27 protein-coding genes are annotated in these 26,412 nt (G+C 72.9%); 18 read left to right on the top strand and 9 right to left on the bottom strand.

Annotated features, from left to right (window positions below; genetic code table 11):
* Window positions 1–54: 54 nt before the first annotated feature.
* Window positions 55–639, bottom strand: coding sequence for a TMEM165/GDT1 family protein (locus tag ACFXPL_RS21200; RefSeq protein ID WP_384921558.1), 585 nt, complete (start codon window positions 637–639; stop codon window positions 55–57).
* Between the two features lie 456 nt (window positions 640–1,095).
* Between ACFXPL_RS21200 and ACFXPL_RS21195 the strand changes: the two genes are divergently transcribed.
* Window positions 1,096–1,734 carry a hypothetical protein gene (locus ACFXPL_RS21195; protein ID WP_384921555.1) on the top strand — a complete coding sequence of 213 codons (639 nt, stop codon included), beginning with the start codon at window positions 1,096–1,098 and terminating at the stop codon, window positions 1,732–1,734.
* Between the two features lie 34 nt (window positions 1,735–1,768).
* Complete coding sequence (locus ACFXPL_RS21190) at window positions 1,769–2,170, top strand: cupredoxin domain-containing protein (RefSeq protein ID WP_384921552.1); 402 nt, start codon at window positions 1,769–1,771, stop codon at window positions 2,168–2,170.
* A 100-nt stretch (window positions 2,171–2,270) separates the two neighbouring features.
* Here ACFXPL_RS21190 and ACFXPL_RS21185 read toward each other — a convergent pair whose 3' ends face one another.
* The gene (locus tag ACFXPL_RS21185) at window positions 2,271–3,188 is read right to left on the bottom strand and encodes a DUF2382 domain-containing protein (RefSeq protein ID WP_384921549.1); all 918 of its coding nucleotides are present in this window, start codon (window positions 3,186–3,188) and stop codon (window positions 2,271–2,273) included.
* A 327-nt stretch (window positions 3,189–3,515) separates the two neighbouring features.
* On the opposite strand from ACFXPL_RS21185, the gene ACFXPL_RS21180 reads away from it, so the two are divergent.
* Window positions 3,516–4,583 carry an NAD(+)/NADH kinase gene (locus tag ACFXPL_RS21180; protein WP_384921546.1) on the top strand — a complete coding sequence of 356 codons (1,068 nt, stop codon included), beginning with the start codon at window positions 3,516–3,518 and terminating at the stop codon, window positions 4,581–4,583.
* Between the two features lie 42 nt (window positions 4,584–4,625).
* Here the strand turns inward: ACFXPL_RS21180 and ACFXPL_RS21175 are convergent, their stop codons facing one another.
* Complete coding sequence (locus ACFXPL_RS21175; protein ID WP_384921544.1) at window positions 4,626–5,285, bottom strand: TetR family transcriptional regulator; 660 nt, start codon at window positions 5,283–5,285, stop codon at window positions 4,626–4,628.
* A 119-nt stretch (window positions 5,286–5,404) separates the two neighbouring features.
* Between ACFXPL_RS21175 and ACFXPL_RS21170 the strand changes: the two genes are divergently transcribed.
* Entirely contained in the window at window positions 5,405–5,563 is a 159-nt protein-coding gene (locus tag ACFXPL_RS21170; RefSeq protein ID WP_384921541.1) for a hypothetical protein, read from the top strand.
* On the top strand, window positions 5,563–5,817 hold the full coding sequence (locus tag ACFXPL_RS21165) for a DUF4190 domain-containing protein (protein ID WP_384921538.1): 255 nt from the start codon (window positions 5,563–5,565) through the stop codon (window positions 5,815–5,817). The genes ACFXPL_RS21170 and ACFXPL_RS21165 overlap by 1 nt, the downstream gene beginning before the upstream one ends.
* Window positions 5,818–5,879: 62 nt before the next feature.
* Here the strand turns inward: ACFXPL_RS21165 and ACFXPL_RS21160 are convergent, their stop codons facing one another.
* From ACFXPL_RS21160 to ACFXPL_RS21150, 3 genes are all read right to left on the bottom strand, one after another.
* Window positions 5,880–6,932, bottom strand: a complete 1,053-nt coding sequence (locus ACFXPL_RS21160) for a PHP domain-containing protein (protein WP_384921535.1) — start codon at window positions 6,930–6,932, stop codon at window positions 5,880–5,882.
* Between the two features lie 500 nt (window positions 6,933–7,432).
* Window positions 7,433–8,107, bottom strand: coding sequence for an LAETG motif-containing sortase-dependent surface protein (locus tag ACFXPL_RS21155; protein ID WP_384921532.1), 675 nt, complete (start codon window positions 8,105–8,107; stop codon window positions 7,433–7,435).
* Window positions 8,108–8,559: 452 nt separating this feature from the next.
* Window positions 8,560–9,789, bottom strand: coding sequence for an aromatic acid exporter family protein (locus tag ACFXPL_RS21150; RefSeq protein ID WP_384921529.1), 1,230 nt, complete (start codon window positions 9,787–9,789; stop codon window positions 8,560–8,562).
* Window positions 9,790–9,972: 183 nt separating this feature from the next.
* Here ACFXPL_RS21150 and ACFXPL_RS21145 point away from each other — a divergent pair, with 183 nt between their 5' ends.
* Window positions 9,973–10,197 (top strand): hypothetical protein, encoded by a 225-nt coding sequence (locus ACFXPL_RS21145; RefSeq protein WP_384921526.1) that lies wholly within the window; start codon window positions 9,973–9,975, stop codon window positions 10,195–10,197.
* Window positions 10,198–10,228: 31 nt separating this feature from the next.
* Here the strand turns inward: ACFXPL_RS21145 and ACFXPL_RS21140 are convergent, their stop codons facing one another.
* Window positions 10,229–10,777 (bottom strand): GNAT family N-acetyltransferase, encoded by a 549-nt coding sequence (locus ACFXPL_RS21140; RefSeq protein ID WP_384921523.1) that lies wholly within the window; start codon window positions 10,775–10,777, stop codon window positions 10,229–10,231.
* Between the two features lie 254 nt (window positions 10,778–11,031).
* On the opposite strand from ACFXPL_RS21140, the gene ACFXPL_RS21135 reads away from it, so the two are divergent.
* Together ACFXPL_RS21135 and ACFXPL_RS21130 are read left to right on the top strand one after the other, a co-directional pair.
* Window positions 11,032–11,778: a DUF4118 domain-containing protein gene (locus ACFXPL_RS21135; protein WP_384921518.1), complete on the top strand. Its 747-nt coding sequence runs from the start codon at window positions 11,032–11,034 to the stop codon at window positions 11,776–11,778.
* A gap of 382 nt (window positions 11,779–12,160) precedes the next feature.
* A complete protein-coding gene (locus tag ACFXPL_RS21130) occupies window positions 12,161–12,493 on the top strand; it encodes a transposase (RefSeq protein WP_384921516.1) in 333 nt (110 codons plus the stop codon).
* Window positions 12,494–12,678: 185 nt separating this feature from the next.
* On the opposite strand, the gene ACFXPL_RS21125 is transcribed toward ACFXPL_RS21130, so the two are convergent.
* Window positions 12,679–13,254 carry a transposase gene (locus ACFXPL_RS21125; protein WP_384921513.1) on the bottom strand — a complete coding sequence of 192 codons (576 nt, stop codon included), beginning with the start codon at window positions 13,252–13,254 and terminating at the stop codon, window positions 12,679–12,681.
* A gap of 213 nt (window positions 13,255–13,467) precedes the next feature.
* On the bottom strand, window positions 13,468–14,844 hold the full coding sequence (locus tag ACFXPL_RS21120) for a DUF2252 domain-containing protein (protein ID WP_384921510.1): 1,377 nt from the start codon (window positions 14,842–14,844) through the stop codon (window positions 13,468–13,470).
* Window positions 14,845–15,124: 280 nt separating this feature from the next.
* Here ACFXPL_RS21120 and ACFXPL_RS21115 point away from each other — a divergent pair, with 280 nt between their 5' ends.
* The 10 genes from ACFXPL_RS21115 to ACFXPL_RS21070 all read left to right on the top strand — a co-directional run bounded on the left by ACFXPL_RS21115 (window position 15,125) and on the right by ACFXPL_RS21070 (window position 25,919).
* Window positions 15,125–15,925 carry a TetR/AcrR family transcriptional regulator gene (locus ACFXPL_RS21115; protein WP_384921507.1) on the top strand — a complete coding sequence of 267 codons (801 nt, stop codon included), beginning with the start codon at window positions 15,125–15,127 and terminating at the stop codon, window positions 15,923–15,925.
* A gap of 4 nt (window positions 15,926–15,929) precedes the next feature.
* Window positions 15,930–16,175, top strand: a complete 246-nt coding sequence (locus ACFXPL_RS21110; protein WP_384921504.1) for a hypothetical protein — start codon at window positions 15,930–15,932, stop codon at window positions 16,173–16,175.
* Window positions 16,176–16,225: 50 nt separating this feature from the next.
* Window positions 16,226–17,428: a methyltransferase gene (locus ACFXPL_RS21105; protein ID WP_384921501.1), complete on the top strand. Its 1,203-nt coding sequence runs from the start codon at window positions 16,226–16,228 to the stop codon at window positions 17,426–17,428.
* A 105-nt stretch (window positions 17,429–17,533) separates the two neighbouring features.
* On the top strand, window positions 17,534–17,929 hold the full coding sequence (locus ACFXPL_RS21100) for a molybdopterin-binding protein (protein ID WP_384921498.1): 396 nt from the start codon (window positions 17,534–17,536) through the stop codon (window positions 17,927–17,929).
* A 99-nt stretch (window positions 17,930–18,028) separates the two neighbouring features.
* Window positions 18,029–18,841: a molybdate ABC transporter substrate-binding protein gene (gene modA, locus ACFXPL_RS21095; protein WP_384921495.1), complete on the top strand. Its 813-nt coding sequence runs from the start codon at window positions 18,029–18,031 to the stop codon at window positions 18,839–18,841.
* Between the two features lie 151 nt (window positions 18,842–18,992).
* Window positions 18,993–20,981 carry an ABC transporter permease gene (locus ACFXPL_RS21090; protein ID WP_384921492.1) on the top strand — a complete coding sequence of 663 codons (1,989 nt, stop codon included), beginning with the start codon at window positions 18,993–18,995 and terminating at the stop codon, window positions 20,979–20,981.
* A 159-nt stretch (window positions 20,982–21,140) separates the two neighbouring features.
* A complete protein-coding gene (locus ACFXPL_RS21085) occupies window positions 21,141–22,094 on the top strand; it encodes a LysR family transcriptional regulator (RefSeq protein WP_384921575.1) in 954 nt (317 codons plus the stop codon).
* A 248-nt stretch (window positions 22,095–22,342) separates the two neighbouring features.
* Window positions 22,343–23,506 carry an NAD-dependent formate dehydrogenase gene (locus ACFXPL_RS21080; protein WP_384921489.1) on the top strand — a complete coding sequence of 388 codons (1,164 nt, stop codon included), beginning with the start codon at window positions 22,343–22,345 and terminating at the stop codon, window positions 23,504–23,506.
* 179 nt (window positions 23,507–23,685) lie between these two features.
* Window positions 23,686–25,638 (top strand): potassium channel family protein, encoded by a 1,953-nt coding sequence (locus tag ACFXPL_RS21075; RefSeq protein WP_384921572.1) that lies wholly within the window; start codon window positions 23,686–23,688, stop codon window positions 25,636–25,638.
* A gap of 74 nt (window positions 25,639–25,712) precedes the next feature.
* Complete coding sequence (locus tag ACFXPL_RS21070; protein ID WP_384921487.1) at window positions 25,713–25,919, top strand: hypothetical protein; 207 nt, start codon at window positions 25,713–25,715, stop codon at window positions 25,917–25,919.
* The last annotated feature ends 493 nt before the right edge of the window (window positions 25,920–26,412 follow it).

The raw sequence follows: 26,412 nt of genomic DNA, 5'->3' as shown, positions 1-26,412 counted from the left end.
GCGTCGGTACGTACCGACGGAACCGGGCCCCTTCCTGTTTGCCGTACGGGCGCGTCAGCCCACGAAGATCTCGGTCACCGACCAGATGGCGAGGCCGAGCATGCACAGGCCGCCGATGCGCTGCACGGTCTTCAGCGGGACGCGGGTGGCGATGAACCGGCCCGCCAGCAGGGCCAGTGCCGAGACGGACATCAGCGCGGCGGCCGACCCGATGGCCGTCGACCAGGTGCCGTTGCTCGCGGCGAGGTTGGCCGTGGTGATCTGGGTCAGGTCGCCCCACTCGCTGATGAAGACGGCCATGAAGGCGGTCGAGTAGACCGGCCAGAACCCGGTGACGGTCTTGGTCTCCGTCTCCTCGTCCTCGTCGCCGCTCCCGCTGCGCAGCAGCATGAAGGCGCCGAAGGCGAAGAGCGCGGCCGAGACGAGCTTGACGATCCAGTCAGGCAGCAGCCCGATGAGGCTGCCGGCGCCGATCGCGATGGCGACGTGCACGATGAACGCGGTGGAGGTGCCGAACCACACGTAGAGCGGACGCATGCGCGTGCCCATGGCGAGGGACGCGAACATGGTCTTGTCGGGGAGCTCCGCGAGGAAGATCAGACCGAAGGCGGTGAGGATCGCCAGGGGATCGAGAGACATTCCGGGTGGCTTTCTCTGGGGGCCGGGCCCGGGTCTTCGCGAAGCGCCGTATCGGAGCCAGGAGGACCACTCGGCCCGGCACGACGGTGTTGCCCGCGGGACGCGGACGTGTCAGTGCCTGACCGAAGGTCTCGCCCACCCGCCTCATCAGCGGGCCCGGCCACCGGGAACCCGGGGGTTCCAGTGTGTCGACGACCGGTTCGCGGGGCTACTCCCCTTCGCAGGCCCCTACGGTACCGCACCCGGGCCGCGCGGTGCGTGCCGGGCGGCCCCGTACCAGCGAACCGCGCGGTACGCGCGAACGGTGCGGCGTACGTGTGAACCGTGCGGCGTACGGGGGCCCGGACGGCCCTGTCCGCTGGCCCACCCCCCGGGGCTGCCGTGTAGTGGGTCCTGCGGTCGCGTTCGGGCGGGCGCCGTGCTGCCCCTGGGGCGGCCTGATCCGAGGAGTTCTGAATGAAGAGCAACACCAGGGCAGTCACCGCGATGGCCGCGGCCGTACTCTGCGCGACCGCCCTCGCGGGATGCTCGGGCGGTGACAGCGCGTCGGAGTCGGCCCGGGAAGCGGGAGCCGCCGAGGCCGCCGCCTCCGCGTCGATGTCGATGAGCGCCTCGCCGTCGGCCCTGCCCTCCGAACTTGAGGGCAAGGTGAACGCGAAGGACATCGCGCCGTACGGGAAGATCCTGGTCAACGGCCGCGAGCGGACGCTGTACCTCTTCGCGGCGGACAAGACGAAGGAGTCGACCTGCACCGGGGACTGCGCGAAGGTCTGGCGCCCCGTGCTGGTGACCAACGGCGTCGAGCCGAAGGCGGGCAGCGGGGTCAAGCAGAACCTGCTGTCCACGGTCACCCGCACCGACAACACCAAGCAGGTCACGTACAACAACCACCCGCTGTACACGTACAAGTCCGACCGCGCACCGGGGGAGGCGCACGGCCAGGACGTGACCGAGTTCGGTGCCAAGTGGTACGTCGTCGACGTCGCGGGCAAGCAGGTCACCACCCCGCCGCCGAGCCCGAGCACGAGCCCCAGCGGGAGCATGAGCCCCAGCGCGGGGATGAGCGCCACCCCCAGTTCCAGCGCCAGCTACTGATCCCGCCGACGGTACCGACAGCTCGGAGTAGCCCATGCCGTTCCCGGGCGCCGGCCGCCGGTCGTCCCTCGCCGTCGCACTCGCCGCCGTCCTCGTGACCACGCTCGCCGGCTGTTCCGGCGGCGGCGGTGGCGGTGGCGGGACCCCGTCCGCGTCGCCGTCGCCGCCCGCGTCAGCCGGCGGATCGGCGCGGGTGACGATCGACAACTTCACCTACGCGCCGTCGCACCTGACCGTGGCCCCGGGCGCCGAGGTCACCGTGGTCAACAAGGACTCGGTCGCCCACACCGTGACCGCCACCACCGGCAAGGCGTTCGACACCGGGACCATCGGTCCGGGGAAGACCGCCACCTTCACCGCACCGGCCAAGGCCGGCGCGTACCCGTACACCTGCACCATCCACCCCTTCATGAAGGGGACGCTCACGGTCCGCTGAGCACATCCGGCGAGCACGACCGGCCGGACGACAGCCCCCGCCACCACGCGTACGCGGTGGACGGGGGCTCGGTGTTCCCAGGGGAGCCGGTGGGGCCGGTTCAGCGGCCCGGGCCGCGCTTGCCGCCGCGCGTGCCCTTCTCGTCCTGGTCCGTGTCGTACTCGATCTGCTCCTTGCGGACCTCCGCGGAGACCTCCCGCTGTTCGGTGACCTTCTCGGTCTCCATGCGGACGCGTTCGACGGGGATGGACTCCTTGCTGATCACCGGCTGGTCGGCGTGGAGCGTCACCTCGGTCTGGGCCTCACCGATCCGCATGTCGCGGACCGCGTTCCGGTCCTCGGGCGAGATCGCCTCGTGGACCACCCGGACCTCCTCGTGACTGAGCGGCACGGAGGTGGTGACGTTCTCCGTCACGACGACCTTGCGCAGCCGCGCGTGGCCGACCTCGCGCTCCTCGGCGGTGACGTGCAGCTCCTCCTCGGAGCGGATGAGTTCCTCGCCGTGCTTCTCGCCCGTGCGCATGTCGCCCAGGTCGGCGCCGCGTGTCGCGGACCCGGCCATGGCCGGTCCCCGCGTCCCCTCCGGCGTGGCGGCGCGGCCGGTGGACATGCCCGATGCCGCGGACGTGCCGGTGCCCGCGCGCGACCGGCCTCCGGCCGACGTGCCCATGCTCGCGGCGGTGCCGATGCCGCCCGCCGCGGTGAGCCCGTAGTGCTGGTAGAGCTGCTTCTCCTGGCCGGGGTCCAGGTGTTCGTCGGCATCCAGGCGCGGTGCCTCCTTGACGGTGTCCTTGGCGTACGGCACGTGGATGTCCTCGCCGGCGCGGCGGGCGCCGGACAGCGGAACGAGGCTCTCCTTCATCCCGAAGAGACCGGTCCTGACGGTGACCCACTCCGGGCGGCCCGTACGGTCGCCGACATAGACCTGACCGATGCTGCCGATCTTGTCGCCGTCCCTGTCGTACATGCTCCTGCCGTTCAGACTGCTCGGGTTGTTGAACACGCCTTCGGCTGACATCAGCGATCACTCCTCGCGTGGGGGAAGCGCGTCTGCGGGATGAGGCCCCTCACGGTCAGGCGCGCACGACACCATCGCGCATCCGTACGGGGCCGTCGGCAACCGGAACGGGTCAGTGGGACGGGGCGGCATCGCCCCGCAGCCCAGGCCGGACGGTGTTCCCGGGGGTCGGCTCCGCCGCTGTGCTATCCGCCATTCGGGTGAACGGTGGGTGGGGTGCGCGGGTGCGGCGTGAACGGCTCCGCGCGCGCTCCGCCCCCCTCCTCCGTCATCCTGGAGACCGACGGCCGATGTGCCGGCCGGACGTGACGTACGGAGAGCGGGCCCATGTCTGTGGAACGTGTCGGTCTCGTGGTCCACCAGGGCCGCCCGGTGGCGGTGGAGACGGCCCGTACCGTCCACGCCTGGTGCGACGCGCACGGCGTCCCCTGCAAGGAGATCGACGTGTGGCGGGACCACGAACCCCGCCACGGCGGTCAGGAGGAGGCGTCGGCCGCCGGCCACCCCGACCTCGTGGTCACTCTCGGCGGCGACGGAACCTTCCTGCGTGGCGCGCGGATCGCCGCCAAGAGCGACGCCGCCGTCCTCGGCGTCGACCTCGGCCATGTCGGCTTCCTGACCGAGGTCCCCGCCGAGCAGGTCGGCCACGCCCTGGACGCCGTCCACGAGGACCGGGCGGCCGTCGAGGAGCGCATGACCCTGACGATGCGCGCCTCACGCCCGCCGACGATGCCCTCGGAGGTGGCCGCTCTGCTGAGCCACGGCCGGGGCCCGACGCTGCCCCCGCCCCACGTACGGCCCGGTGCCACCGGAGAGGGATGGGGCGTCCCGCTGGACGTCATCGCCCTCAACGACGTCGTCCTGGAGAAACTCGCCCGCGACCGGCAGGTCGCCCTGGGGGTGTACGTCGCGGGCCGGCTGCTCGCCTCGTACTCCGCCGACGCGCTCATCGTCGCCACCCCGACCGGCTCCACCGCCTACAGCTTCGCGGCCGGCGGGCCGGTGCTCTCCCCGCACATGGACGCCGTGGTCTTCACCCCCGTGGCGCCCCACATGACCTTCGGCCGTACGGTCGTCGCCGCCCCCGACGAGTCCGTGGCCCTGCGGATCCTGCCGCACTCCGGGGAGGTGGCGCTCAGCATCGACGGTCAGTTGCGCGGGGCGCTGGAGCCGGGGGACTGGGTCGGCGTCTACGGGGCCACGTACCGGCTGCGGCTGGTCCGGCTGGGGCCCACCGACTTCTACACCCGGCTGCGCGAGCGGTTCCGGCTCACCGACGCGCCCGCCACGGCGGCCGACGGCCAGGCCGCCCCGCTGTTCCGCCCGGACAGCCCGGTCCCGGACGACCTGGCCCATCTGCGGCTGCCGCCGCCACCGGGGGAGCGCCACGGCTGACGGCCGGACCGGCCCGGGGGTGAACTCCGGCCGTCCGGGCGGTCAGTCGAGCCAGTGGCGGCGGCCGAGGGCGATCAGCCGGAGCCTGCGGCGCGCCGCGGACGCCACCCGGGCCTCCGCCTCGACCCGCGCCCGCGCCCCGACCGGCTCCGCCGCGGGGTGCTGCTCCGCCGCGTGGAGGAACGCGGACGCCGTCATCACCATCTGGTCGACATAGACATCGGCCAGCATCCGCAGATCCTCCCGGCTCCATCCGTCCGACACCGGCTCGGCGGCGAGCGCGGCGGCCACCTCCTCGGAGAAGCGCCGCAGTTGGGCGGCGATGGCCTCGCGCACGGACCGTACGCCGCCGTGCCGCTCGCGGGCGATGAACCGGACATGGGAGGGGTACGCGCGGACGTAGTCCGCCATGACGCCGACGGTGCGGTCGATCCGTTCCTCGTCGCCGTCGGTGGCGGCGAGGATGGTGCCGATCGTCCCGTGCAGGCTGTCGAGCGCCTGCTCGACCAGGGCCACCCCGAGGTCGGCCGGGTCCCGGAAGTGCCGGTAGAAGGCCGTCGGGGTGACGCCCACCGCGCGGGTCACCTCACGCAGTCCGAGACTGCTGAGGCTCTGCTCCTCCAGGAGCAGCAGCGCCGCGTCCAGCAGCGCCTGACGGGTCTTCTGCTTCCGGGCCTGCCGGACGCCCTGGGTGTGACTCATGCCATTCAGTAAACAACCGTTCTCCGGAGAGAGGAAGTTTAGACTCATCATTCAGTGCACAAGTGTTCTCGGAAAGCCTGCTCCACCCCGCTCGACCGTGTTCCTCAAGGAGGCATTTCATGATGTTCCTCGTCGCGGCTCTCCTCCTGATGGGGGTGGTGCTCGGCGCGGTGGCACATGTTCCGCTGCCCGTCACCCTGGTCGCCGCCGCCGTCATCGGGGGCTGGCTGCTGCTGTTCGCCGCCCGGGAGTTCCGCGCCCGCGGGCGGCGGTACTGATGCCCGCCGTACGGCAGCAGCGCGACGCCGACGGCATGGCCGTCGCCTCGTTCGTCCTCGGCCTCCTCGGCCTGCTCGTGCTGAACCTCGTCCTCGGCCCCATGGCGATCGTCCTGGCATCCCTCGCCCTGTGGCGCTCCACCGCGCGCAGGGGCCGGGCCGCCCTCGGGCTGTTCCTCGGAATCACCGATCTCGTCGTCCTCGCCGTGCTGGTCGGCGCGGACCGTACGGTGTCCTGGGGCCTCGCCGGCTGACGCGCCCCGCTCCGCGGCTCCCCGTGGCACGCGAGCCCGGCGGGATCCGGACGAGAGGCGCCCTACGCGCCGGGTGCGCGCCGGGTGCGGGTCCACTCCCGCAGCCCTTCGGCCGTCCAGGTGTTGACGACCCGCTCCGCCGGGACGCCGCACTCCTCGGCCCGCGCGCAGCCCAGGAGTTGCCAGTCGAGCTGTCCCGGCGCGTGCGCGTCGGTGTCGACGGCGAAGAGGACCCCGGCCGCGACCGCCTCGCGCAGCAGCCGCCGGGGCGGGTCGAGACGCTCCGGGCGGCTGTTGATCTCCACCGCCGTGCCGGTCTCCGCGCAGGCCTCGAACACCGCCCGCGCGTCGAACCGCGACTCGGGCCGGCCGCCGCCGGAACCCCGGTCCCGGCGGGTACGGCCGATGACCAGACGTCCCGTGCAGTGGCCCAGCACATCGGTGCGCGGATCGCGTACGGCGGCGATCATCCGCCGGGTCATCGAGGCGGCGTCCATCCGCAGCTTCGAGTGGACGGACGCCACCACCAGGTCCAGCCGGTCGAGGAGTCCGGGCTCCTGGTCGAGCGACCCGTCGGGCAGGATGTCGCACTCGATACCGGTCAGCAGCCGGAACGGCGCCCATCGCGCGTTCAGCTCCGCGATCACGTCGAGCTGTTCGCGGAGCCGCTCGGCCGAGAGGCCGTTCGCCACGGTGAGCCTGGGGGAGTGGTCGGTCAGTACGGCCCACTCATGGCCGAGCGACGCCGCCGTACGCCCCATCGCCTCGACGGAGCTGCCGCCGTCGGACCAGTCGGAGTGCAGATGGCAGTCCCCGCGCAGCGCCGCACGCAGCGTGTGCCCGAGCTCGGCGAGCGGCGTCCCGGCCTCCCGTTCCAGCCGCTCCAGATACTCGGGTACGGAGCCCGCCACCACGGCCTGGACCACCTGTGAGGTCCTGGGGCCGATGCCGCGCCTCCGGCCGAGCGTGCCGGCCGCCGCGCACCGCGCGACCTCGTCGGGGTCCATGGCCGCCACGGTCGCGGAGGCGGTACGGAACGCCTTGACCCGGTAGGTGTCCGCCCGCGAGCGCTCCAGCAGGAAGGCGATCCTGTCCAGCGCCTCCACCGGATCCATGGGCGCCCCAGACTGTCGGTGTGCCGTACGTTCCGCGTCCGGGTCCGTTCCGTCGTCCGGACGCGCGCCTTCATTGTCGGCGGGGCGGGCGCGCCGTGCATCCCGCCCGGGAAACACGGTGAGGCCCCGCGAACGAGGTCGCGGGGCCTCACACGGGCCGAGGGCCACGCCCGGACCCGGTCCGGACCCCCGGGGTGTGTGCCCAGGGGGCCCGGACCGGTCCGTACCGCAGGCCCTCGGTGCCGGTCCCGACCGGATCTCCGCGCGCACCGTGGGCCGGTGCGGCGACGTACGGCCCCTGCCGTTCGGTCCATGCCTTCGGCCGGGTGTCCGGCGTCCGGACGCGCCGCGTGGCGGCGGTGCGGGACGCCGTCCGGCAGGGGCGGCAGGGGCTGGGCGGGCCGGGTCACAGGCCGACCCGGTCATGACGGCGAGTGGCGCGGATGGTGCGGGTGGTGCGGGTGAAGCTGTGGTGCGGGTGGTACGGGGGAACGCTCGGATCAGCCCTGTGCGGAACGACGCTTGCGCGCGGCCCACATGATGCCCGCTCCGGCGACCAGCACGACACCGGCGGCGCCGGCGATCAGCGGGGTGGAGCTGGAAGAACCCGTCTCGGCGAGGTCGCCACCGGCGGGGCTCGGCTGCGACGACGGAACCGTGGCGGGCGCGGTGCTCGCCTCACCCGTCGGGGCCGGTGCCTCGGTGGTGGGCGTGTCCTCGCTGGGCGTCGCCTCGGGGGCGGACTCCGACGGGGCCGGCGGCGACGCCGGCTCCTGCGGCGGGGTGGACTCCGCGGGCGGCGGGGTGGACTCCTCGCCCTCGCAGACCGGTGCGGTCTTGGTCTCGTCCTTGGAGAACTGGTCGCCGTCGGCGGCCTTCACGACGAGACGGACCGTCAGCTCGCTCTTGTGCGCGGGCAGGTCCAGCTTCTTGCTGAAGTTGTTACGGAAATTCTCCGTGGGCAGCAGGTCCTTGCCGTCCACGGTGACCGTCACGGTGTTCTTGTCGCTCTGGCCGTAGGCGGTCAGGTTCAGGCTCACCTCGGAACACGTCACCGACCAGGTCGGCGTGTGCGCGAACGCCGGAGCCGCCGACAGGCCGACGCCGAGGGCGCCGGTCGCCGCGACCGCTATGAAGGCGCTTCTACGCCGCCATGATCTGCTGAATTGGGTCACAAAATCCTCCGCTATAACCGCGCCGCCCACGATGACGGCGCGCGCGCACAGTACCGCCATCGGTGCGGGCGCCAACAATCGCCCCACCCAACTCGTCCTCTCCGTAAGCCCCGTGGACCTGCGGGGACGCCGAGGACCGGCCACGAGGTCCGTGCGGGGGAGGGCCGGGGCAACGGGAGCGGTAACCATGATCGCAAACCGGAGGGATGGCCCGATCATGCCGTCATCACTGCTTTCGCCCGCCAATACGGGGGTGTGGACCGGTGAACCCGGCGCTTCCCCGCCCTCATTCACGACGACATGTCATGCCGGTGGTAAATATTCCGTCAATAATTGGCCAGGAGCTTTCCGTTGCTCCAGGATCCTGCGAATCCCGCCGGGACGGCGGCCGATTGCCGTCAGGCCCCGGCGTATTCCGTTCCCCCTTCCCCGACCCGTTCGCGGCCGGTTCCCTATCGCCCCCGCCGCGTGACCTTTCGCCGTACCCAATGCCGGGCGGCCGTCAGCCGGGGATGGCGCTCCCGCTCCTCCCTGGAGGCCCGGTCCAGTTCCTCCATGAGCCGCCGGGAGCGATGCTCCATGTCCAGCTCGTCCAGGATCCGGTCCAGCTCGGCCAGCAGCGCGCCGTGGAGCTGCCACTGCCCCGGATCGCTCCGCACCTCCGCCAGCAGCAGCCCCGCCAGCCGCGCCCGGCTCGTCCGCGCCGTCTCCAGGTCCTCGGCGAGCCGCGCCTCCGCCGTCTCGGCGCTCCGGGTGACGTCCGTGGTCACCATGACGGCGAAACTCACCACCGCGTCGGCGACCTCGGCCAGCAACTCCCGCAGCGCCGCTCCCACCTCCGGGGTGAACAGCGCCTCCCGCTCCCGCTCCTTGGCGAGGTCGGTGAGCGTCCTGGCCAGCACCCGCAGCACCACCGTGCAGATCTCCAGCGTGTCCAGGCCCGTCCGCAGCACCACCCGGTGCAACAGCCCCTCCTTCACCCGCGGGTTGAGCCGGACACTGTCCTCCGCCTGGCGCAGCGCCGCGTCCACCTCGCTGATGTCGTGGTCGAGCCGGCGCGCCTCGTGCAGCCGCGAGGCGGCGCGCTCCACCGGGACGGGCTCCGTCAGCCCCTCCCCGATCCGCAGCAGAAGCTGGCGCATACGGCGCGCGAGGCCGTCCATGGACTCGCCCGCGGTGGCGACCCACACCGGCGGCGCCAGCAGGAAGTTGAAGAGCAGCCCCACCACCGCGCCGATCAGCGTCTCCAGCACCCGGTCCCACGCGGTGGACGCCACCCGGGGCACCCCGAGCACGAGCATGGCGCTGATCGCGACCTCGGGCACGAACTCGCTCACCCGTACGGCACGTCCGACGACGAGCGAGGCGAGGATGATCAGTCCCAGACTCCACCAGGTCAGGCCCACCAGCACACTGAAGGCGCTGGCCACCAGCACCCCCGTCACCACGGCGTTCACCCTGCGGATACTGGTCGTCAGGGTGGAGTAGAGCGTGACCTGTACGACGAGCAGCGCGGTCAGCGGGGCGGTGAGCGGTGCGGGCTCGTTGCTCAGCCGTACGGCGACCACATAGGCGATGGTCGCGGCGGCGGTCGAGCGCAGCGTCTGGGCGACGATGGGCTCCCGGCGCCACTTCACGAGCTCCGCCACCGGTCCGCTCAGGGACACTCCGACATCACGCACGACCTCTCCCTTCCCCCTCAGGAGCCGTGCCGGACCGCCGGGTAGGCCGGGTGGACGAGCCGGCCCGCGACGCGCTCCGGCCACCCGCGGTTGTGCGGGACGGGGAAGGATGGGGTAGACAGCTCTTCAGCGGGTCGACCGGCATGGGGCCGAGTGGCCGCTCGACTCTCCGAACGGTTGTGCATGCCTTCTTCATCGTCCCGCCAGGACCCGGTTCAGAACTCCACCGCGGGCGCCGCGCCGAGCGCGCGGCCACAGCACCACGGCATCTTCCTCGAACCCCACTACACCGTCGAACTGCCGCCGCACGAGGTCGAGGGCGACGAGGACGCCCCCATGGAGAGCTTCTTCGACCGGCCCGCGACCACCACCACCCGCACCCGTACGCTCACCTCGCGCAGAAAATAGCCGCACCGTCACCGGGCCAGGGCCCAGCGGGTCACCCGGCCCGTCGGCCGTCCGTCCATGACCGCAGTGTGTCGGCCGCCGCCTCGTCGACGGGCCAGGCGATGCGGTAGTACTTCAACGCCTCGTCCTGCGCGACCAGCCGCATCCCCACCGCCGTCATCACGCGCTGCGAGGCGATGTTGTCGTGATCGGCGTCCCCCTGGACGCGGCTGACCCCGCCGGACCGCGCGAACCGCAGCAGCGCGCGCAACGCCTCGGACGCGTACCCCCGCCCATGGACGGAGGGGATCAGTCCGTAGCCGATCGTGACGGCGAGATCCTCGTCGGGAACGCCGTGGAAACCGAGACCGCCGATCGCGTGCCCGTCCGCGCGGCGGCGGATCTCGTACGCGCCGAACGGCCCCGGATCACCGGTGATCGCACACGTCGTCAGGAAGCGCAGGGCGCCCGTGATGTCCCCTTCGGCCGGGTACCCGGGCGCCCACCGGTCCTCGTCCGCGGGCTCGCCCGCCGCCACCCGCTCGGCTTCGAGCACGCTCAGCGGGTGGAGCACCAGCCGCTCCGTCACAAGATCGTCCATGACGGCAGGGGTATCACGGGTCCCCGACGTGCCACCGGCGTTTCACGCGATGTGCGTCGACCGTCCTTCGCGCCGGGTACGGCCGGCCGGACGTCAAGGGCGCGTCAAGGTCCGCCGGGCCCGCGGCAGGGCCCCGTCAAGACCCCGGCCGGCCCCGCCGCCGTGGAGCCGGCGGGCGCACGCTGGAGTCGAGGGCCGCCGGGCCGACGGCCCCGGTTCCGCCGGACCTCCGTACCGGCACGGCGAGGTGGGCCATGCGCTGTTCGCTCCGTGACCGCGTCGCGCTCGGCGCCGCGCTGCTCGCGCCCCTGGCGACCGCGGGGGTGCTGGTGCCGTTCCGTACAGGGGTGGCGAGTACGAATCTGGCGCTGATCCTCGTCGTGGTCGTCGTGGCGGTCGCCGCCCTCGGCAACCGCGTCGCGGGCGCGCTCGCCGCGCTCTCCGCGGCCCTCTGGTTCGACTTCTTCCTCGCCCGGCCCTTCGAACGCTTCGCCGTCACCGACACGAACGACCTCACCACCGCCCTCCTGCTGCTGGCCGTCGGGCTCGCCGTCTCCCAACTCGCCGCGCGGGCCCGGCGGCTGCGGGTCATGACCGTGGTCGACGCGGGGCTCCTCGCCCGGATCCACGACACCGCCCGGCTGGCACGGACCACCGGCTCCTCCGCCGACGTGGTCGACCAGGTCGGCCGCCACCTGGTCGAGATCCTGCGGCTGCGGAGCTGCCGCTTCGAGTACGGGAGCCTGCTCGGGCACCCGGCGCGGCTGGATCAGGACGGCACCGTCGTCGTGGACCGCGAGCCCTGGGACCTGGAAGGACGCGGCTGGCCGGACGGTGAGATCGAACTCCGGGCCGAGGCGGGCGGCCACTACCAGGGGCGCTTCATGCTCCGGCCCACGCCCGGGGCCGTCCCCACCCGGCAGATCCGGCAGGTCGCGGTGACGCTCGCCGACGACGCGGGCGCGGCACTCGAAGCGGCGGCCCCGGTCCTGGACCGCTAGGCTCTGTCTGACGAATAGCGCCGTCCGCCCGTAGGGCGGGGCGCGCGGCGTCCGGTGCACTGCACTCGCTCCGCTCGCTCCGTCTCGGGCGCACTGAATTGCCCTTCGATGCCGAGCGCGATCGCGAGGCGGAGGATCGGCACCCTCGATGGCCCGGACGTACGTGGACGACTCCGACCACGCGGCGAGCGTGCGTGCCAGGCGTCGCGTGCCAGGCGGGATGTGTCAGACAGAGCCTGGGGTGTGACGCTGTCGGGGATCTTGGAATCCGAAAGTACCGATCCTGATGGACATTCCGAGTGGACGGTCCGTTTTCGCCGCTCAGAGGGTCGGTGTACTGCCTGGGGGTGTGGCGGGGAACGCGTCGTTGTCCCGGTGACCGTTGGGCGAACACATCGTTCGTGCTCCCTGGTGTTGGTCACGCACCGAGCAGCAGACCCAGGAATGGCTCTCGCGCTACTCGCTGCGGGCCGCCATCGAGAGCACGATCAGCGGGTTCGTGAATGGCCACGGCATGCGACGCTGCCGCTACCGAGGACAGGGAAAAGCGCACATCCAACACGTCCTGACGGCCATCGCCGTCAACATCGAGCGCCTCAGCGCACTGCCACCGGCTGAGGAAGCACCTGCACCCCGCCGACCCACTGCCTTCCAGAACTACCTCGACCAGCGCGAGCTACCCCGACCGAAATCCTGGCGAACCCTGGGCACCTGACCTCGACAGCCCCAAGATCCCCGAGAGAGCCAAGCTGAGGCGGCACGGTCGCGGCCCGTATCCCGGACTTTCGGGATACGGGCCGCACGCGCCGTGGGTGCAGGTGCGCGGAGATGGCCATGGCGCCGATCGGGGGGAGTCAGCGGTCGGCCGGGGCCCGGGCTGTCCCCGGTGTGTGACGGGGCTCAGTACTGGAGTGCCAGGTCCATGCTCGCCTGCCAGTAGGAGACGCTCGTGGCCGAGTCCGCCGGAGCGGAGGAGCCGGCGCCGGTCCCGTCGTCGCCCTGGCAGGCCGTCAGCGACAGGGAGGCGATCAGTGCGACGGCGCCGAGGGCGGAGGCGCGGGCGGCGCGGACCGCTTCGGTGATCAGCTCCAGGCGGGTCAGGTCCCGCACCAAGGCCAGGACGTGAGTGGAGTCGGTCCGCCGAGTGGTGCGCTCGCGCACCAGTCCGGCCTCCTTGAGGCGGGCCGGCGCGAGGTCGAGGAGTCGGTCAGCACGGTCATCTTCGGCGAGACGGTCGCGGAAACCGGTCAGCACGCTGTGGCGGAAGCCGGGGTCGTCCAGCTCCATGGCCATCGCGTACTTGAAGTCGATGCGGCAGCGGACCGCCTCGGCGGCCTGCCGGTCCGACAGGCCGAGCAGGAACTGCGGCACACAGACGGTGGCCAGTCGAGCGGGCGAGAGACCCGGGCGTCCGTCACACGGGTGCCAGTCGGCGAAGTCCTCGTCGCACCACAGCCCGTCCAGCCGATCGCGCACCCATATCGCCGTCGTACCAACCGGGCTGCTCGCTCGCGCGATCCGCGCAGTCAGAGACGGTACGTGCTCACCGGAACGCGGGCGCAGGGACAGCGGGCACCCCGACAGCTGCATCGGTCATCGGAACCACCCGAGCATGCCTGCTGATCATGCTGCCGCACCGGGAAAACCCAAGATCCCCGACAGAGCCCAGGACTTGTACGACCCGGACCGTCAGAGCCCGTACGAGCCTGCCTGTACGGCGGTGTCCTCACGGGCTGCCGCCGGGATCCGGTCGGCCGCGAGTGCGGCGACGAGCGCGGCGTGGTCGGCCGTGTTCCGGTCGGCGTAGCGCAGCGCGAAATCCGCCACGGCGCGGTCGAAGGTGTCCGAGCCGCCGAGGTAGTGCGCGAGGGCGATCCGGTCCCCGGAGCGGGCGTGCGCCCGCGCCAGGGCCCTGCCGCACAGCTCCGCGTACGCCCGCAGCAGGGGCGGCGGCATGGCCTCGACGACGGCAGGCCCCTTCATGTCCCGGAGCCGACGCCAGTAGAAGTGGTGCCCCTCGGGCCCCGTGACCCAGCCGAGGAAGATGTCGCCCGCCGCCTGGAGCAGCCGCTGCCCCGCGACCACCCGCCGGCCCTGATGGGGGTACACGCTCTGCTGGACATGCGGTGCGAGCACCGACCGCTCGGCCTCCTTGATCTGGAGGAGCAGCGGATCCCCCGCGTCGCGCCCCTCCAGCAGCACGACGAAGCACCGCGTGCCGACACTCCCCACCCCCGTGACCTTGCGGGCCACGTCGACGAGCCGGAACCGGTCGAGGAGCACCCGCTGCTCCTCGGGGAGCGTGCTGCGGTACCCGATGAAGAGCCGCCGGAGCATCGCCGTGTCGAGACGGCCGACCGGTTCGAGCAGCGGCGGGTCGTGGATGATCCGGCGCCGCCCCTCCGTCGTGTCGGTCCTGGTCAGCTTCTCCACCGCCCGCAGACCGGTGCGCCGGCAGTCCTGCGGCAGATCCGCCCCGACGTGCCCCCGCCGGGCCGCCCGGACGAGCGGGAGCAGGTCCGCGGTGTCGATCCGCTCGTACCAGACGCCCAGTTCACCGAGGCGCGCGAGCCGCCGCATCGACGTCCGGTACGCGCCGGCGGCGGCCCGCGCCGCGTCCCTGGCGTCCGCCGCCGGGGCGCCCTGGTCGAGGGCGGCCACCACGACGCTCGCCGCGAGCCGCTTCACATCCCACTCGAACGGGCCGGGAAGGGTCTCGTCGAAGTCGTTGAGATCGAAGAGCAGGCCACGGTCGGGTGCGGCGAAGACCCCGAAGTTCAGCAGATGGGCGTCGCCGCAGAGCTGCACGGTCAGCCCCGTACGCGGCTGGGTCGCCAGATCGGCGGCCATCACGGCGGCGGCGCCGCGCAGAAAGGCGTACGGGGACGCGGCCATCCGCTCGTAGCGCAGCGGCACCAGCTCAGGGACCCGGTGGGCGGCCTGCCGGGCCAGCACGGCGAGCGGGTCGAGCCGGTCGGCGCCCGGTATCCACAGCCCGTGCGAGGACCGGGACGCGTCCTTGCGGGCCGCCCGGCCGCGCTCCGCCCGGTCCGCGGGAGTGGTCATGGCGGCCCCTCTCCCCGTGGTCGGTGCCGTGGCACGGCCGGTCAGCACGAGCATCCCGCCTGGGCGGCCGGGCAGCCCGGTGCGACGGCCGTTCGAGTGATCCGGCGGCCCGCGCCGATCCCGTACGGCGCACGGAGCGGATCCGTACCGTCCGGACGTGTTTGCGGTTCGGCGCGCATTCGCCGAACGCGGCGTGTCGGCCCCTGGTGCGTGGGATGCTCGATAAGCGCCCTTATCGGTGACAACACCGCGTGTTCCCTGGGCGATTCGGGGAGGTCGGATGGATCCGGGCCGGAATTCCGCGGACACGACATCGTCTGCCCGTACGAGAGCCAAGGAGGCCCGCACGGACCCGAGCCACAAGGACCCGAACCGCACCGACCCCGCACGCACGGGGCAGGATCGTACGGAGCAGGACCGTACGGGGCAGGACCGCAGGGCGGCGCGCCGCGAGCGGCTGCTGATGACCGCGACCGACCTGTTCACCACCCGCGGCTACCCGGCCACCTCCATCGAGCGGATCTGTGCCACCGCCCATGTCTCGATCCGCGCGTTCTACGAGGAGTTCGAGGGCCGTGAGGCGCTGCTGATCGCGCTGCACAACGACGTCGCGCGGGCGGGCATGGAAGCCGCGCTGACGGTGCTCAGCGACCCCGGGATGGAGTCGGCGGGAGCCAGGGCCCGGATCTCGGCCCTCACCCGCTCCTACCTGGCCGCCGTCACCGCGGAGCCCGCCGCCACCCGGATCGCGTTCGTCGAGGTCGTCGGCGCCGGCCGCGCGGTCGAGGAACACCGGCTGCTGTGGCGGAGCCTGTGGTCCGACTTCCTCAGCGGGGAGGCGGAGCGCGCCGTCGAGCGGGGCGAGGCCGTTCCCCGGGACTACTCCCTCGCCATCATGGCGCTCATCGGGGCCATCAACGAACTGGTGGCGCACTGGGCCCGCGACGCCACCGCGTTCCCCCGGGAGCTGCTGGCCGACGAACTCGTCCACCACGCGCTCGCCACGCTCGGCATCCCCAACGACGGCAACCCCTCCGACAGCATCCCCGCCGACGGCCTCCTGACGGACGAAGGGAAATGACGCGATGACCGGACTCTGGCACCAAGTGCTCCACACCATGTCCCAGCCCGGGGCATCCCCCGACGACGACCTGCTGGCCCAGGCCGCCGCGGACATCGCCCTGCGCGACCACCCGCGCCCCCCGGCCGACGCCGAGGTGGTCCTGGAGATCGCGCGTACGGAGTTCGCCGCGGTACTCAGTCCGAGCCAGGCCCAGGCCGCCCTGGACCGGGCCCGCAGACTCTCCTCACGGAACGGGGCCGCCACCTAGCAGGCCGCGCCGCGCACGGTGCGCTGCCGGGCGGATAGCCTGAGGGCACGATGAACCGTTTGACGACACCCTGGGGCGAGTTCGGCCTCACCCGATTCCCCGAACATCCCCGCGAGACGCTGCGCGCGTGGGACGCCGCCGACGAGTACCTGCTGCGGCACCTCGGGGAAGGCGGACAGGAAGGCGACGGCGCCCCGGCCGGCACACCCGGACCGGCCGGCCTGTCCGGCACCGTCGTGGTCGTCGGGGACCGGTGGGGCGCGCTGACCACCGCGCTCGCCGGCCACCGGGAGCGGGGCTCCGCCGACCTCGTACAGATCAGCGACTCGTACCTGACCCAGCAGGCGACCCGTGCCAATCTGCGCCGCGCCGGTCTCGACGCGGACGGTGTACGGCTGCTGTCCAGCCGCGACACGCCGCCCGAGCGGATCGATGTGCTGCTGGTCCGCGTCCCCAAGAGCCTGGCCATGCTGGAGGACCAGCTCCACCGCCTGTCACCCGCCGTGCACCCGGGAACCCTGGTCATCGGCACGGGCCGGGTGACGGAGATCCACACGTCCACCCTGAAACTCTTCGAACAGATCCTCGGCCCCACGAAGACCTCCCTCGCCGCCAAGAAGGCCCGGCTGATCTTCTGCACCCCCGCGGCCGGGCGGGTACGGACCGCCAGCCCCTGGCCGCACAGCTACGCGCTGCCCGAAGGACTCGGCTCCGTGTCGGGCCGTACCGTCGTCAACCACGCGGGGATCTTCTGCGCGGAACGCCTCGACATCGGCACCCGGTTCCTGCTGCGCCACCTTCCGCGGAGCCAGGGACCCGAGCGGGTGATCGATCTGGGCTGCGGCAACGGGGTCGTCGGCACCGCCGTGGCACTGGACAACCCGGACGCCACGGTGACCTTCATCGACGAGTCGTACGCGGCGGTGGCCTCGGCCGAGGCCACCTTCCGCAAGAACGTCGACGCCGGAACGCCCGCGGAGTTCGTCCTCGGCGACAGCCTGACCGGCGTACCGGCCGAGTCGGCCGATCTCGTCCTGATCAACCCGCCGTTCCACACGCACCAGTCGACGACCGACGCGACGGCGTGGCGGATGTTCACCGGATCACGCGCGGCGCTGCGGACCGGAGGAGAGCTGTGGGTCATCGGCAACCGGCACCTCGGCTACCACACCAAGTTGCGCAGGCTCTTCGGCAACTGCGAGACCGTGACGAGCGACCCGAAGTTCGTCATCCTGCGGGCCGTCAAGCGCTGAGGCGCCGGCCCGGCCGCGCGTTCCCTTTTCGAACGCCTCTCATCTGCGAGGAAGCATCATCTGAAGAATTGTAAATGCGAGGCTGTCCGGCCTATCTTGTCGCACATGCCTTCCTACACGATCGGTCAGGCGGCCCGGCTCCTCGGCGTGAGCCCCGACACCGCGCGCCGCTGGGCCGACGCGGGCCGGGTCGCCACCCATCGCGACGAGGGCGGACGCCGTCTCATCGACGGCCGCGCGCTGGCCGCGTTCTCCGTCGAGGTCGCCCAGAACGGCACCGACGAGGACGAGGTCTCGTACACCTCGGCCCGCAACGCCTTCCCCGGCATCGTCACCGCCGTCACCCTCGGCGATGTCGCGGCCCAGGTGGAGATCCAGGCGGGGCCGCACCGGCTGGTCTCGCTGCTGACCCGGGAAGCCGTCGAGGAACTGGGCCTTGAGGTCGGCATGCGGGCCACCGCCCGGGTGAAGGCCACCAGCGTGCACGTCGACCGCGTCTGAACCGAGCCGGCCGCGCCCGAACGTCCCGGCCGCGCGGCCGGTCCCGGTGCCGTTCCACGCCCCGCGCCCTACTCCGCCCCACCGCCAAGGAGCACCCTCATGTCTCTCGCCCCGACCCGCCGCCGCGCCGCCACCGCGCTCGTGACCGCCGCCCTGCTCCTGCCGCTGGCGGCCTGCGGCGGCAAGGACGACGCGAAGGACTCCGGCTCGGCCGCCACGGACGGCGCCTCGTCGGGCGGCGCCCCCAAGGCCCAGCTCACCGTGCTCGCCGCCGCCTCGCTCACCGACGTGTTCAAGACGGCGGGCGCCGCGTACGAGAAGGCCAACCCGGGCACCGAGCTCACGTTCTCCTTCGCCGGTTCGCAGGAACTGGCCGCGCAGGTCAACCAGGGCGCCCCCGCCGACGCGCTGGTCACCGCCGACACCAAGACCATGGACGGGCTGAGCAGCGACACCGGCACCCCGACGGTCATCGCCAAGAACCGCCTGGTCATCGCCACCGGTGAGGGCAACCCGGAGAAGGTCGGGGACTTGAAGGACCTCGCCGACCCGAAGCTGAAGGTCGTCCTGGCCGCCCCCGAGGTGCCCGTCGGCCGCTACAGCAAGCAGGTGCTGGACGCGCGGAAGATCGAGGTGAAGCCGGTCTCGCAGGAGCCGAACGTCCGCGCCGTGCTGAGCAAGGTCGAGCTGGGCGAGGCCGACGCCGGCATCGTCTACAAGACCGACGCGGCCACGGCGACGGACAAGGTCGACGCCGTGGAGATCCCCGACGCGCAGAACGCGATCGCCCAGTACCCGGCCGCCACGCTCAAGACGTCCAAGAACGCCGACGCCGCCACCGCGTTCGTCACCTGGCTCAGCGGCCCGGAGGCGCAGAAGATCCTCCAGGCGGCCGGTTTCCAGAAGCCGTAACGGCCCCGCCGGCCGCTGTCACGACGCGTCGCCGCACGGTCGTCCGTGCGGCACCCGCGCCGTACCTGTGCGGCACCCGCGCCCGTACCCACGCCGTCGTACCCGCGCGGCCCCGTGACCTCCTCCCACCCGATCCCGCCCGGGGGCCCCGATGAGCCGTTCCCGCATCCGTGGGCTCCGCGCCCCCGTCGCCCTGGCGCTCCCCGCGCTGCTCGCCGTCGCGTTCCTGCTGCTGCCCCTGATCGGGATCCTCGCCCGCACCACCTGGGGCGAGCTGGGCACCCATCTCACCAGCCCCGGCGTGGTCCAGGCGCTGAAGCTGTCGCTGCTCGTCTCCTTCTGGGCGCTCGCGCTCTCGCTGCTGCTCGGTGTGCCGCTGGCCTGGCTGCTGGCCCGGGTGGACTTCCCCGGCAAGACCCTCGTGCGCGCCCTCGTCCTGCTGCCCATGGTGCTGCCGCCGACCGTCGGCGGTGTGGCGCTGCTGCTCGGCTTCGGCCGGCGCGGGCTGCTCGGCCCCTGGCTGGAGGACACCTTCGGCATCACCCTGCCGTTCCACACCTCGGGCGCCGTGGTCGCCGCGACCTTCGTCGCGATGCCGTTCCTCATCATCAGCCTCGAAGGCACCCTCGCCGGGCTGCGGCCCGCCTACGAGGAGACCGCCGCGTCGCTGGGCGCCTCGCCCGTACGGGTCTTCCTCACCGTCACCCTGCCGATGGTCGCGCCGGGGCTCGCCGCGGGCGCCGCGCTGACCTGGGCGCGCGCGCTCGGCGAGTTCGGCGCCACGATCACCTTCGCCGGGAATCTGCCCGGCACCACCCAGACCCTGCCGCTCCAGGTCTATCTGCTGCTCCAGGACTCACCGGAGGCCGCCACCTCGGTCTCCCTGCTGCTGCTCGCCATCGCCATGGCCGTCCTGATCGCGCTGCGCGGACGCTGGACCGGCCATGCGGCCGACCGCGCGCCGGGGCGCGGCCCGCTGCCGGACGGCGACGTCACGGGGGACCCCCTGGCGCCCGCGTCGGCGACCCCCGCCGCCCCCGGTGCCACCGGGCCGAAAGAGCCGAAAGAGCCGAAAGAGCCGGAAGGGCGGGAAGGGGCGTCGGAGCAGTGGCGGCTGCACGCCGAGGTGAGCGGTTTCAACCGGCTCGTACTGGACGCCGAACCCGGCACCACCCTCGCCGTCGTCGGCCCCAACGGCGCCGGGAAGACCACCCTGCTCCGCGCGCTCCTCGGCCTCACCCCGCGCGCCCACGCGGAGCTGCGCCTCGGCGAACTGGACGTCACCTCCCTGCCGCCGCACCGCCGGGGCGTCGCCTGGGTCCCGCAGAACGGCGCGCTCTTCCCGCACCTCAGCGCCCTCGCCAACACCGCGTACGGGCTGCGCGCCCACGGAGTACCCCGCGCCGAGGCCCGCCGTACCGCACAGCGCTGGCTCGACCGGCTCGGCGTCGGACAGCTCGCCCACCGCAAGCCCCACCAGGTCTCCGGCGGGCAGGCGCAGCGCGTCGCACTCGCCCGCGCGCTGGCCGCCCGCCCCCGGCTGCTGCTGCTGGACGAGCCGCTGGCCGCGCTCGACCAGACCACCCGGGCCCAGGTACGGCACACCCTGCGCGGCCACCTCGACGGCTTCGGCGGGGTCTGCCTGATCGTCACGCACGACCCGGTCGAGGCGGTCTCCCTCGCCGACCGGGTCCTCGTACTCGACGAGGGGAGGGTCCTCCAGGACGCGCCGCCCGCCGAGGTGACCCGGCATCCGCGCTCGCCGTGGGTGGCCCGGATGCTCGGCCGCAACGCCTGGCCCGGCGTCTTCGGCCCGGACGGGTTCATCCTCGACGCGGGCGGCCGGCTGGTGGTCGCGGAGCCGTTGCCGGAGGGCGCGCGGGCGCTGGCGATCATCGCTCCGGAGGCCGTCTCCGTCCACCGGGAGCGGCCCGGCGGCAGCCCCCGTAACGTCTGGCCCGGCACGGTCAGGGAGATCACCGCGCTCGGCAGCCGGCTGCGCGTCCTGATCACCTCGGACGAGGCGCCCGACCTGGTCTCCGAGATCACCCCCGAGGCGGCGGCCGAACTCCGGCTGGCCGACGGGGTCCCGGTCTGGACCGGCGTCAAGGCCACGGAAGTCACCCTCGTACCCCTGTGACCCGTACCCCCGCGCCCCGGGTACCGCCACCGGACGGGCCGTTCCCCCGGGACCGGGAGCCTGACAGGGTGACGGCGGTCGCCGACGGGGCACCAGCCCCACCCGGGGAGGGGGAACCGGGGAAGGGCCGAAGCCACCGCACGAGCAGGGGAGCAAGTGTTGTTGCTGCGTCAACTGGAGTATCTGGTCGCCCTGGCCAGGGAACGCCACTTCGCCCGGGCCGCGGCGGCCTGCTACGTCTCCCAGCCGTCGCTCTCCGCCGCCATCCGCAAACTCGAACACGAGCTGGACGTGCCCATCGTCCGTCGTGGCCGCCGCTTCGAAGGGCTCACTCCCGAGGGCGAGCGCGTCCTGCTCTGGGCGCACCGCATCCTCGCCGAGCGCGACGCCCTGCGCCATGAACTCTCCGCGATGCGCGGCGGCCTCGCCGGGACCCTGCGCCTGGGCGCCATCCCCACCGCGCTCACCGCCGCCTCCCTGCTCACCACCCCCTTCGTCGAACGCCACCCGCGCGCCCGTGTCTCGCTCGACTCGCTCTCCTCGCGCGACATCGCCCGGAAGCTGGCCGCGTTCGAACTCGACATCGCCCTCACCTATCTGGACGACGACAGCCTGGGTCAGGTCCGCAGAACCCCGCTCTACGAGGAGCGCTATCTGCTCCTCACCCCGTACGACGGCCCGCTCTCCGGCCACCCGGTCGTCCGCTGGGCGAGCATCGCGCGGCAGCCGCTCTGTCTGCTCTCCCCGCAGATGCGCAACCGCCGGATCATGGACGAATACTTCGCCGCCGACGGGGTGCCCGCCGTCGACCCCGCCATCGAGACGGACTCGGTCGCAGGCCTGTACGCGCACCTCACGGCCGGCCACTGGTCCAGTGTCATCTCGCACGCCTGGCTGCACATGTTCGGCGTCCCCGACGGGATGCGGGTGGTTCCGCTGGAGCACCCTGCGCGCGGCCCCCGCGTCGGCCTGGTCATCGCCGACCGTTCGCCCGAACCCGTCCTGGCCAGGGCCCTGCTGGAGACCGCCAGGGAGGCGGACGTACGGGAAGCGCTCGACCGGCTCCTCGACATCCACCTGCGCCCGGCCACCCCGCCCGGACAGCGGCGGTAGCCGCGCCCGGGCCGACGCCTCGACGACGCGTACCCGGGCCCGGCAGTCCCCTGAGGACGGGACCACCGGCCGACCGCGCCACCGTCCCCCGCATGAGCGCCCACGACGTCGTCACCGCGGGGGCCGTACGGAACAGGGTGGGATAGCCGCGTCCTATCCCGCCATAGGAAAGTTCGCTTTGACCGTGGTCACCGGCCCCCGGGAAGGTGGACGCACCTTCCCGCTGCAACGGATGAGGAGCCGCAGTCATGGCAAAGGTGCTGTGTGTGCTGTACGACGACCCGGTGGACGGCCGGCCCAAGTCCTACGCCAGGGACGGCCTTCCCCGCATCGACCACTACCCCGGCGGCCAGACCACCCCCACCCCCCGGGCCATCGACTTCACCCCGGGCGAACTCCTCGGCAGCGTCTCCGGAGAACTGGGGCTGCGCGGCTTTCTGGAGTCCCAGGGCCACACCCTGGTCGTCACCTCCGACAAGGACCGGGAAGGGTCCGTCTTCGACCGGGAACTGGTCGACGCCGACGTGGTCATCTCGCAGCCCTTCTGGCCCGCCTATCTGACGGCCGATCGGATCGCGAAGGCCGAGAAACTGAAACTCGCCGTCACCGCGGGCATCGGCTCCGACCACGTCGACCTCGACGCCGCCATCGCCAAGGGCGTCACCGTCGCCGAGGTCACGTACTGCAACAGCATCAGCGTCGCCGAGCACGTGGTGATGATGACACTGTCACTCGTACGGAACTACCTCCCCTCCCACCAGTGGGTCCTGGACGGCGGCTGGAACATCGCCGACTGCGTCTCCCGCTCGTACGACCTGGAGGGCATGCAGGTCGGCACGGTCGCCGCCGGCCGTATCGGACTCGCCGTCCTGCGCCGTCTCGCCCCCTTCGACGTGGGGCTCCACTACACCGACCGGCACCGGCTGCCCGAGTCCGTCGAGCGGGAGCTGAACCTCACCTGGCACGCGAGCACGGCCGACATGGTCCCGCACTGCGACGTCGTCACCATCAACGCGCCCCTCCACCCGGAGACCGAGGGCCTGTTCGGTGACGAGCTGATCGCCACCATGAAGCGCGGCGCCTATCTCATCAACACCGCCCGCGCGAAGATCGCCGACCGTGACGCCATCGACCGCGCGCTGCGCGGCGGACAGCTCGCCGGGTACGCCGGTGACGTCTGGTACCCGCAGCCCGCGCCCGCCGACCACCCCTGGCGGACCATGCCGCACCACGGCATGACCCCGCACATCTCCGGCTCCTCGCTCTCCGCGCAGGCCCGTTACGCGGCGGGCACCCGGGAGATCCTGGAGTCCTGGTTCGCCGGCACACCCCTGCGCGAGGAGTACCTGATCGTCGACCGGGGCGCCCTGGCCGGGACGGGAGCCCACTCCTACTCCGTCAACAAGTCCTGACTGAGCGGATCTGATTGGACATCAGAAATGTCCTGAAGGACATCATCTGACGGGAAAACAGCCGTCCCCGCCGCGCCCCCGGCCGGGGACGGCTGTGCCGTTGCCGAACACGGGCGCGGCACACTGGTGCGGTGTCCACACTTCCTCACCAGGTACCCCACGGCTCCACGGCGGGCCACATGGTCGTCTGCGGCGACGACACGCTGGCCCACCGGCTGGCGGGCGAGCTGCGCCATGTCTACGGCGAGCAGGTCACCCTGGTCGTGCCGCCGGTACGGGCCTCCCGGCTGCCGCCGGCTCCGGTCGCCGGGTCCGGCAGGGCCTCGGCCTTCTTCGGCCGGATGTCCGCGGCCATGGCCCGTACCGCGGCGACCCTGCCGGACCCGGCGGGCGGCGACCCCGGCGGAGGGGGGAGCGGGCCTCGGGTCCTGGAGACCGACGAACTCGACGAGGACGTGCTCGTGGAGGCCGGGGTGGCGGAGGCGGCGGCCCTCGCCCTCGTCCACGACGACGACGAGATCAACATCCGGGCCGCCCTCGCCGCCCGCCGCCTCAACCCCCAACTGCGCCTGGTCATCCGGCTCTACAACCGCAAGCTCGGCCAGCACCTCGAAGGGCTCCTCGACCAGGCCGCCGCCGTCGCGGTCCCCGGCCTCGACGCGAGGGCGCTGGACGCCACCACCACCGTCCTCTCGGACGCGGACACGGCCGCCCCCGCGCTCGCCGCCACCGCCGTCGCGGGCACCAGCAAGGTCATCCGCGCGGACGGTCTGCTGCTGCGCGCCGTGGAACGCGTCCCGCCGGGCCCCGGCCGGGTCGCCGATCCCGGGCTGTGCACCCTCGCCCTCCTCTCGGCCACCACCAACGACCCCGCGGGTACGGAGGGTTCGGAGAACAGCGGTCAGGAGGCCCCGCAGCTGCTGCCCGACGACGCGAGCGCCGCCGCCGCCACCGGCCGCGGTACGGTCGTCCTGGAAGCCGTGTCCCACGCCGGCCCCGATCTGCCGACGAGCCGGCTCGCCGGCCGGGGTGCCCCGCTCGCCTCGCTCTTCTCCCGCCGGCTGCGCTGGTCGTTCGCCGGGATCATCGCCGCCGTACTCGCGCTGGCCGTCGCCTCGTGGATCGCCACCGACGTCCGCCCGCTGGGCGCCCTCTACCTCACGCTGCTCGACCTCTTCGCCATCGGCGACCCGGCGGTCGGCGAGCCCGTGAACCGGCAGGTCATGCAGCTCCTCGCCATGGTGACCGGGATTCTGCTGCTGCCCGTGGTGCTCGCCGCCGTCCTGGAGGCCCTCGGCACCTTCCGTACGGCGTCCGCGCTGCGCCGTCCGCCGCGCGGCCTGTCCGGCCATGTCGTCCTGCTCGGCCTCGGCAAGGTCGGTACCCGCGTCCTGGTCGCCCTGCGCGAGCTGGGCATCCCCGTGGTCTGTGTGGAGGAGGACCCCGAGGCGCGCGGCATCGCGCTCGCCCGCAGGCTGCGGATCCCGACCGTCCTGGGCGACGTGACCCAGGAAGGGGTGCTGGAAGCGGCCAAGATCGAACGGGCGCATGCCCTGCTCGCCCTCACCAGCGTCGACACCACCAACCTGGAGGCCGCGCTCTACGCCCGCTCCGTCACCCCCGATCTGCGGGTGGCCCTGCGGCTGTACGACGACGACTTCGCGACCGCCGTCTACCGCACCCTGCGCGCCGCCCACCCCGGGGCGCTGACCCGAAGCCGCAGTGTCTCCACCCTGGCGGCCCCGGCCTTCGCCATCGCCATGATGGGGCGGCAGATCCTCGGGGCGATCCCCGTCGAGCGCCGGGTGCTGCTGGTCGCCGCGATCGATGTCGCGGGCCACCCCCGGCTTGAGGGGCGTACGGTCGCCGAGGTGTTCAGGCCCGGCGCCTGGCGGGTCATCGCGCTCGACACGGCGGAGCCGGGGGACCGGGCGCCGGATCTCACGGACACGCGGCCGGGCCCCGAGGGGCGGCGGCCCCCCGGGCTCGTGTGGGACCTGCATCCCGGTTACGTGCTGCACGCCAGGGACCGGGTGGTCCTCGCCGCCACCCGGCGCGGCCTCGCCGAACTGCTCGGGCGGCAGTACGCCGCCAGGGCCAGGCCGGCTCCGGACCCCGGACAGCGCGGCTGACCGGGGGCCACCGGGGATGCGACCGGGCCGGAGGGGCACGAGAATGGCCCCACCGGACGAACGAGGAGGCCGGCATGAACGAAGAGTCCGCTGCGCAGCCCGAGATCGAGATCGAGAGCGCGACCCCGGACCGGCTGCTCCACACCGGAGCCTGTGAAGAGGTGACGGCCGAGGATCTCGCGCTCGCCTCCGGCCGCGACCTCACCCCGGAGAGCCTCGCCTGGGCCCGGCGCCGACTGGCCGAGCGAGGGCGGGCGGCCATCGAGGAGCAGCTTCCGTGACGAGCGGGCCTCTCCCGTACGGCGACCGCTGAGGGGAGCGGCCGTACGAGGGCGGCCGTGAGGAGGCGCCGGTACGAGGGCGCCCGTACGAGAGCGGCCCTATGGAGGCGCCCGTACGAAAGCGCCTGTACGGGTGCGGCCGGCCCCCGGCCGGTACGCGCCGGGGGCCGTGAGAAGGCGCCCGTACGAGAGCGGCCGTACGAAGGCGCCGTGAGAAGGCGCCGAACGGAGGCGCCCGTGCGCATACCAGCCAGCCCCGGCCGGTACGCGCCCCCTCAGCCTGTGCGCACCCGCACGAACGCGGGCCCGCACGACGCGCCCCCTCAGCCGGGCCGCGTTGCCGCGCCCGGCCCCAGCCGGCCCGCCATCGGCCCCGGCAGCCCGCCCTGCCGTCGCCCCCTGGCGCTGTCACGTCCCGGCACCGCACCGCCGCGTTCCGCCACCACCCCCGGCGCTGCCCGTTTCCCCGGTGATCGCTTCCGTAGGCCCGATG

It is taken from the genome of Streptomyces sp. NPDC059092, from assembly GCF_042756365.1.
Lineage (GTDB): Bacteria > Actinomycetota > Actinomycetes > Streptomycetales > Streptomycetaceae > Streptomyces.
The sequence above is the reverse complement of the archived record's forward strand: the minus strand, read 5'-3'. Positions and strand labels throughout refer to the sequence as shown.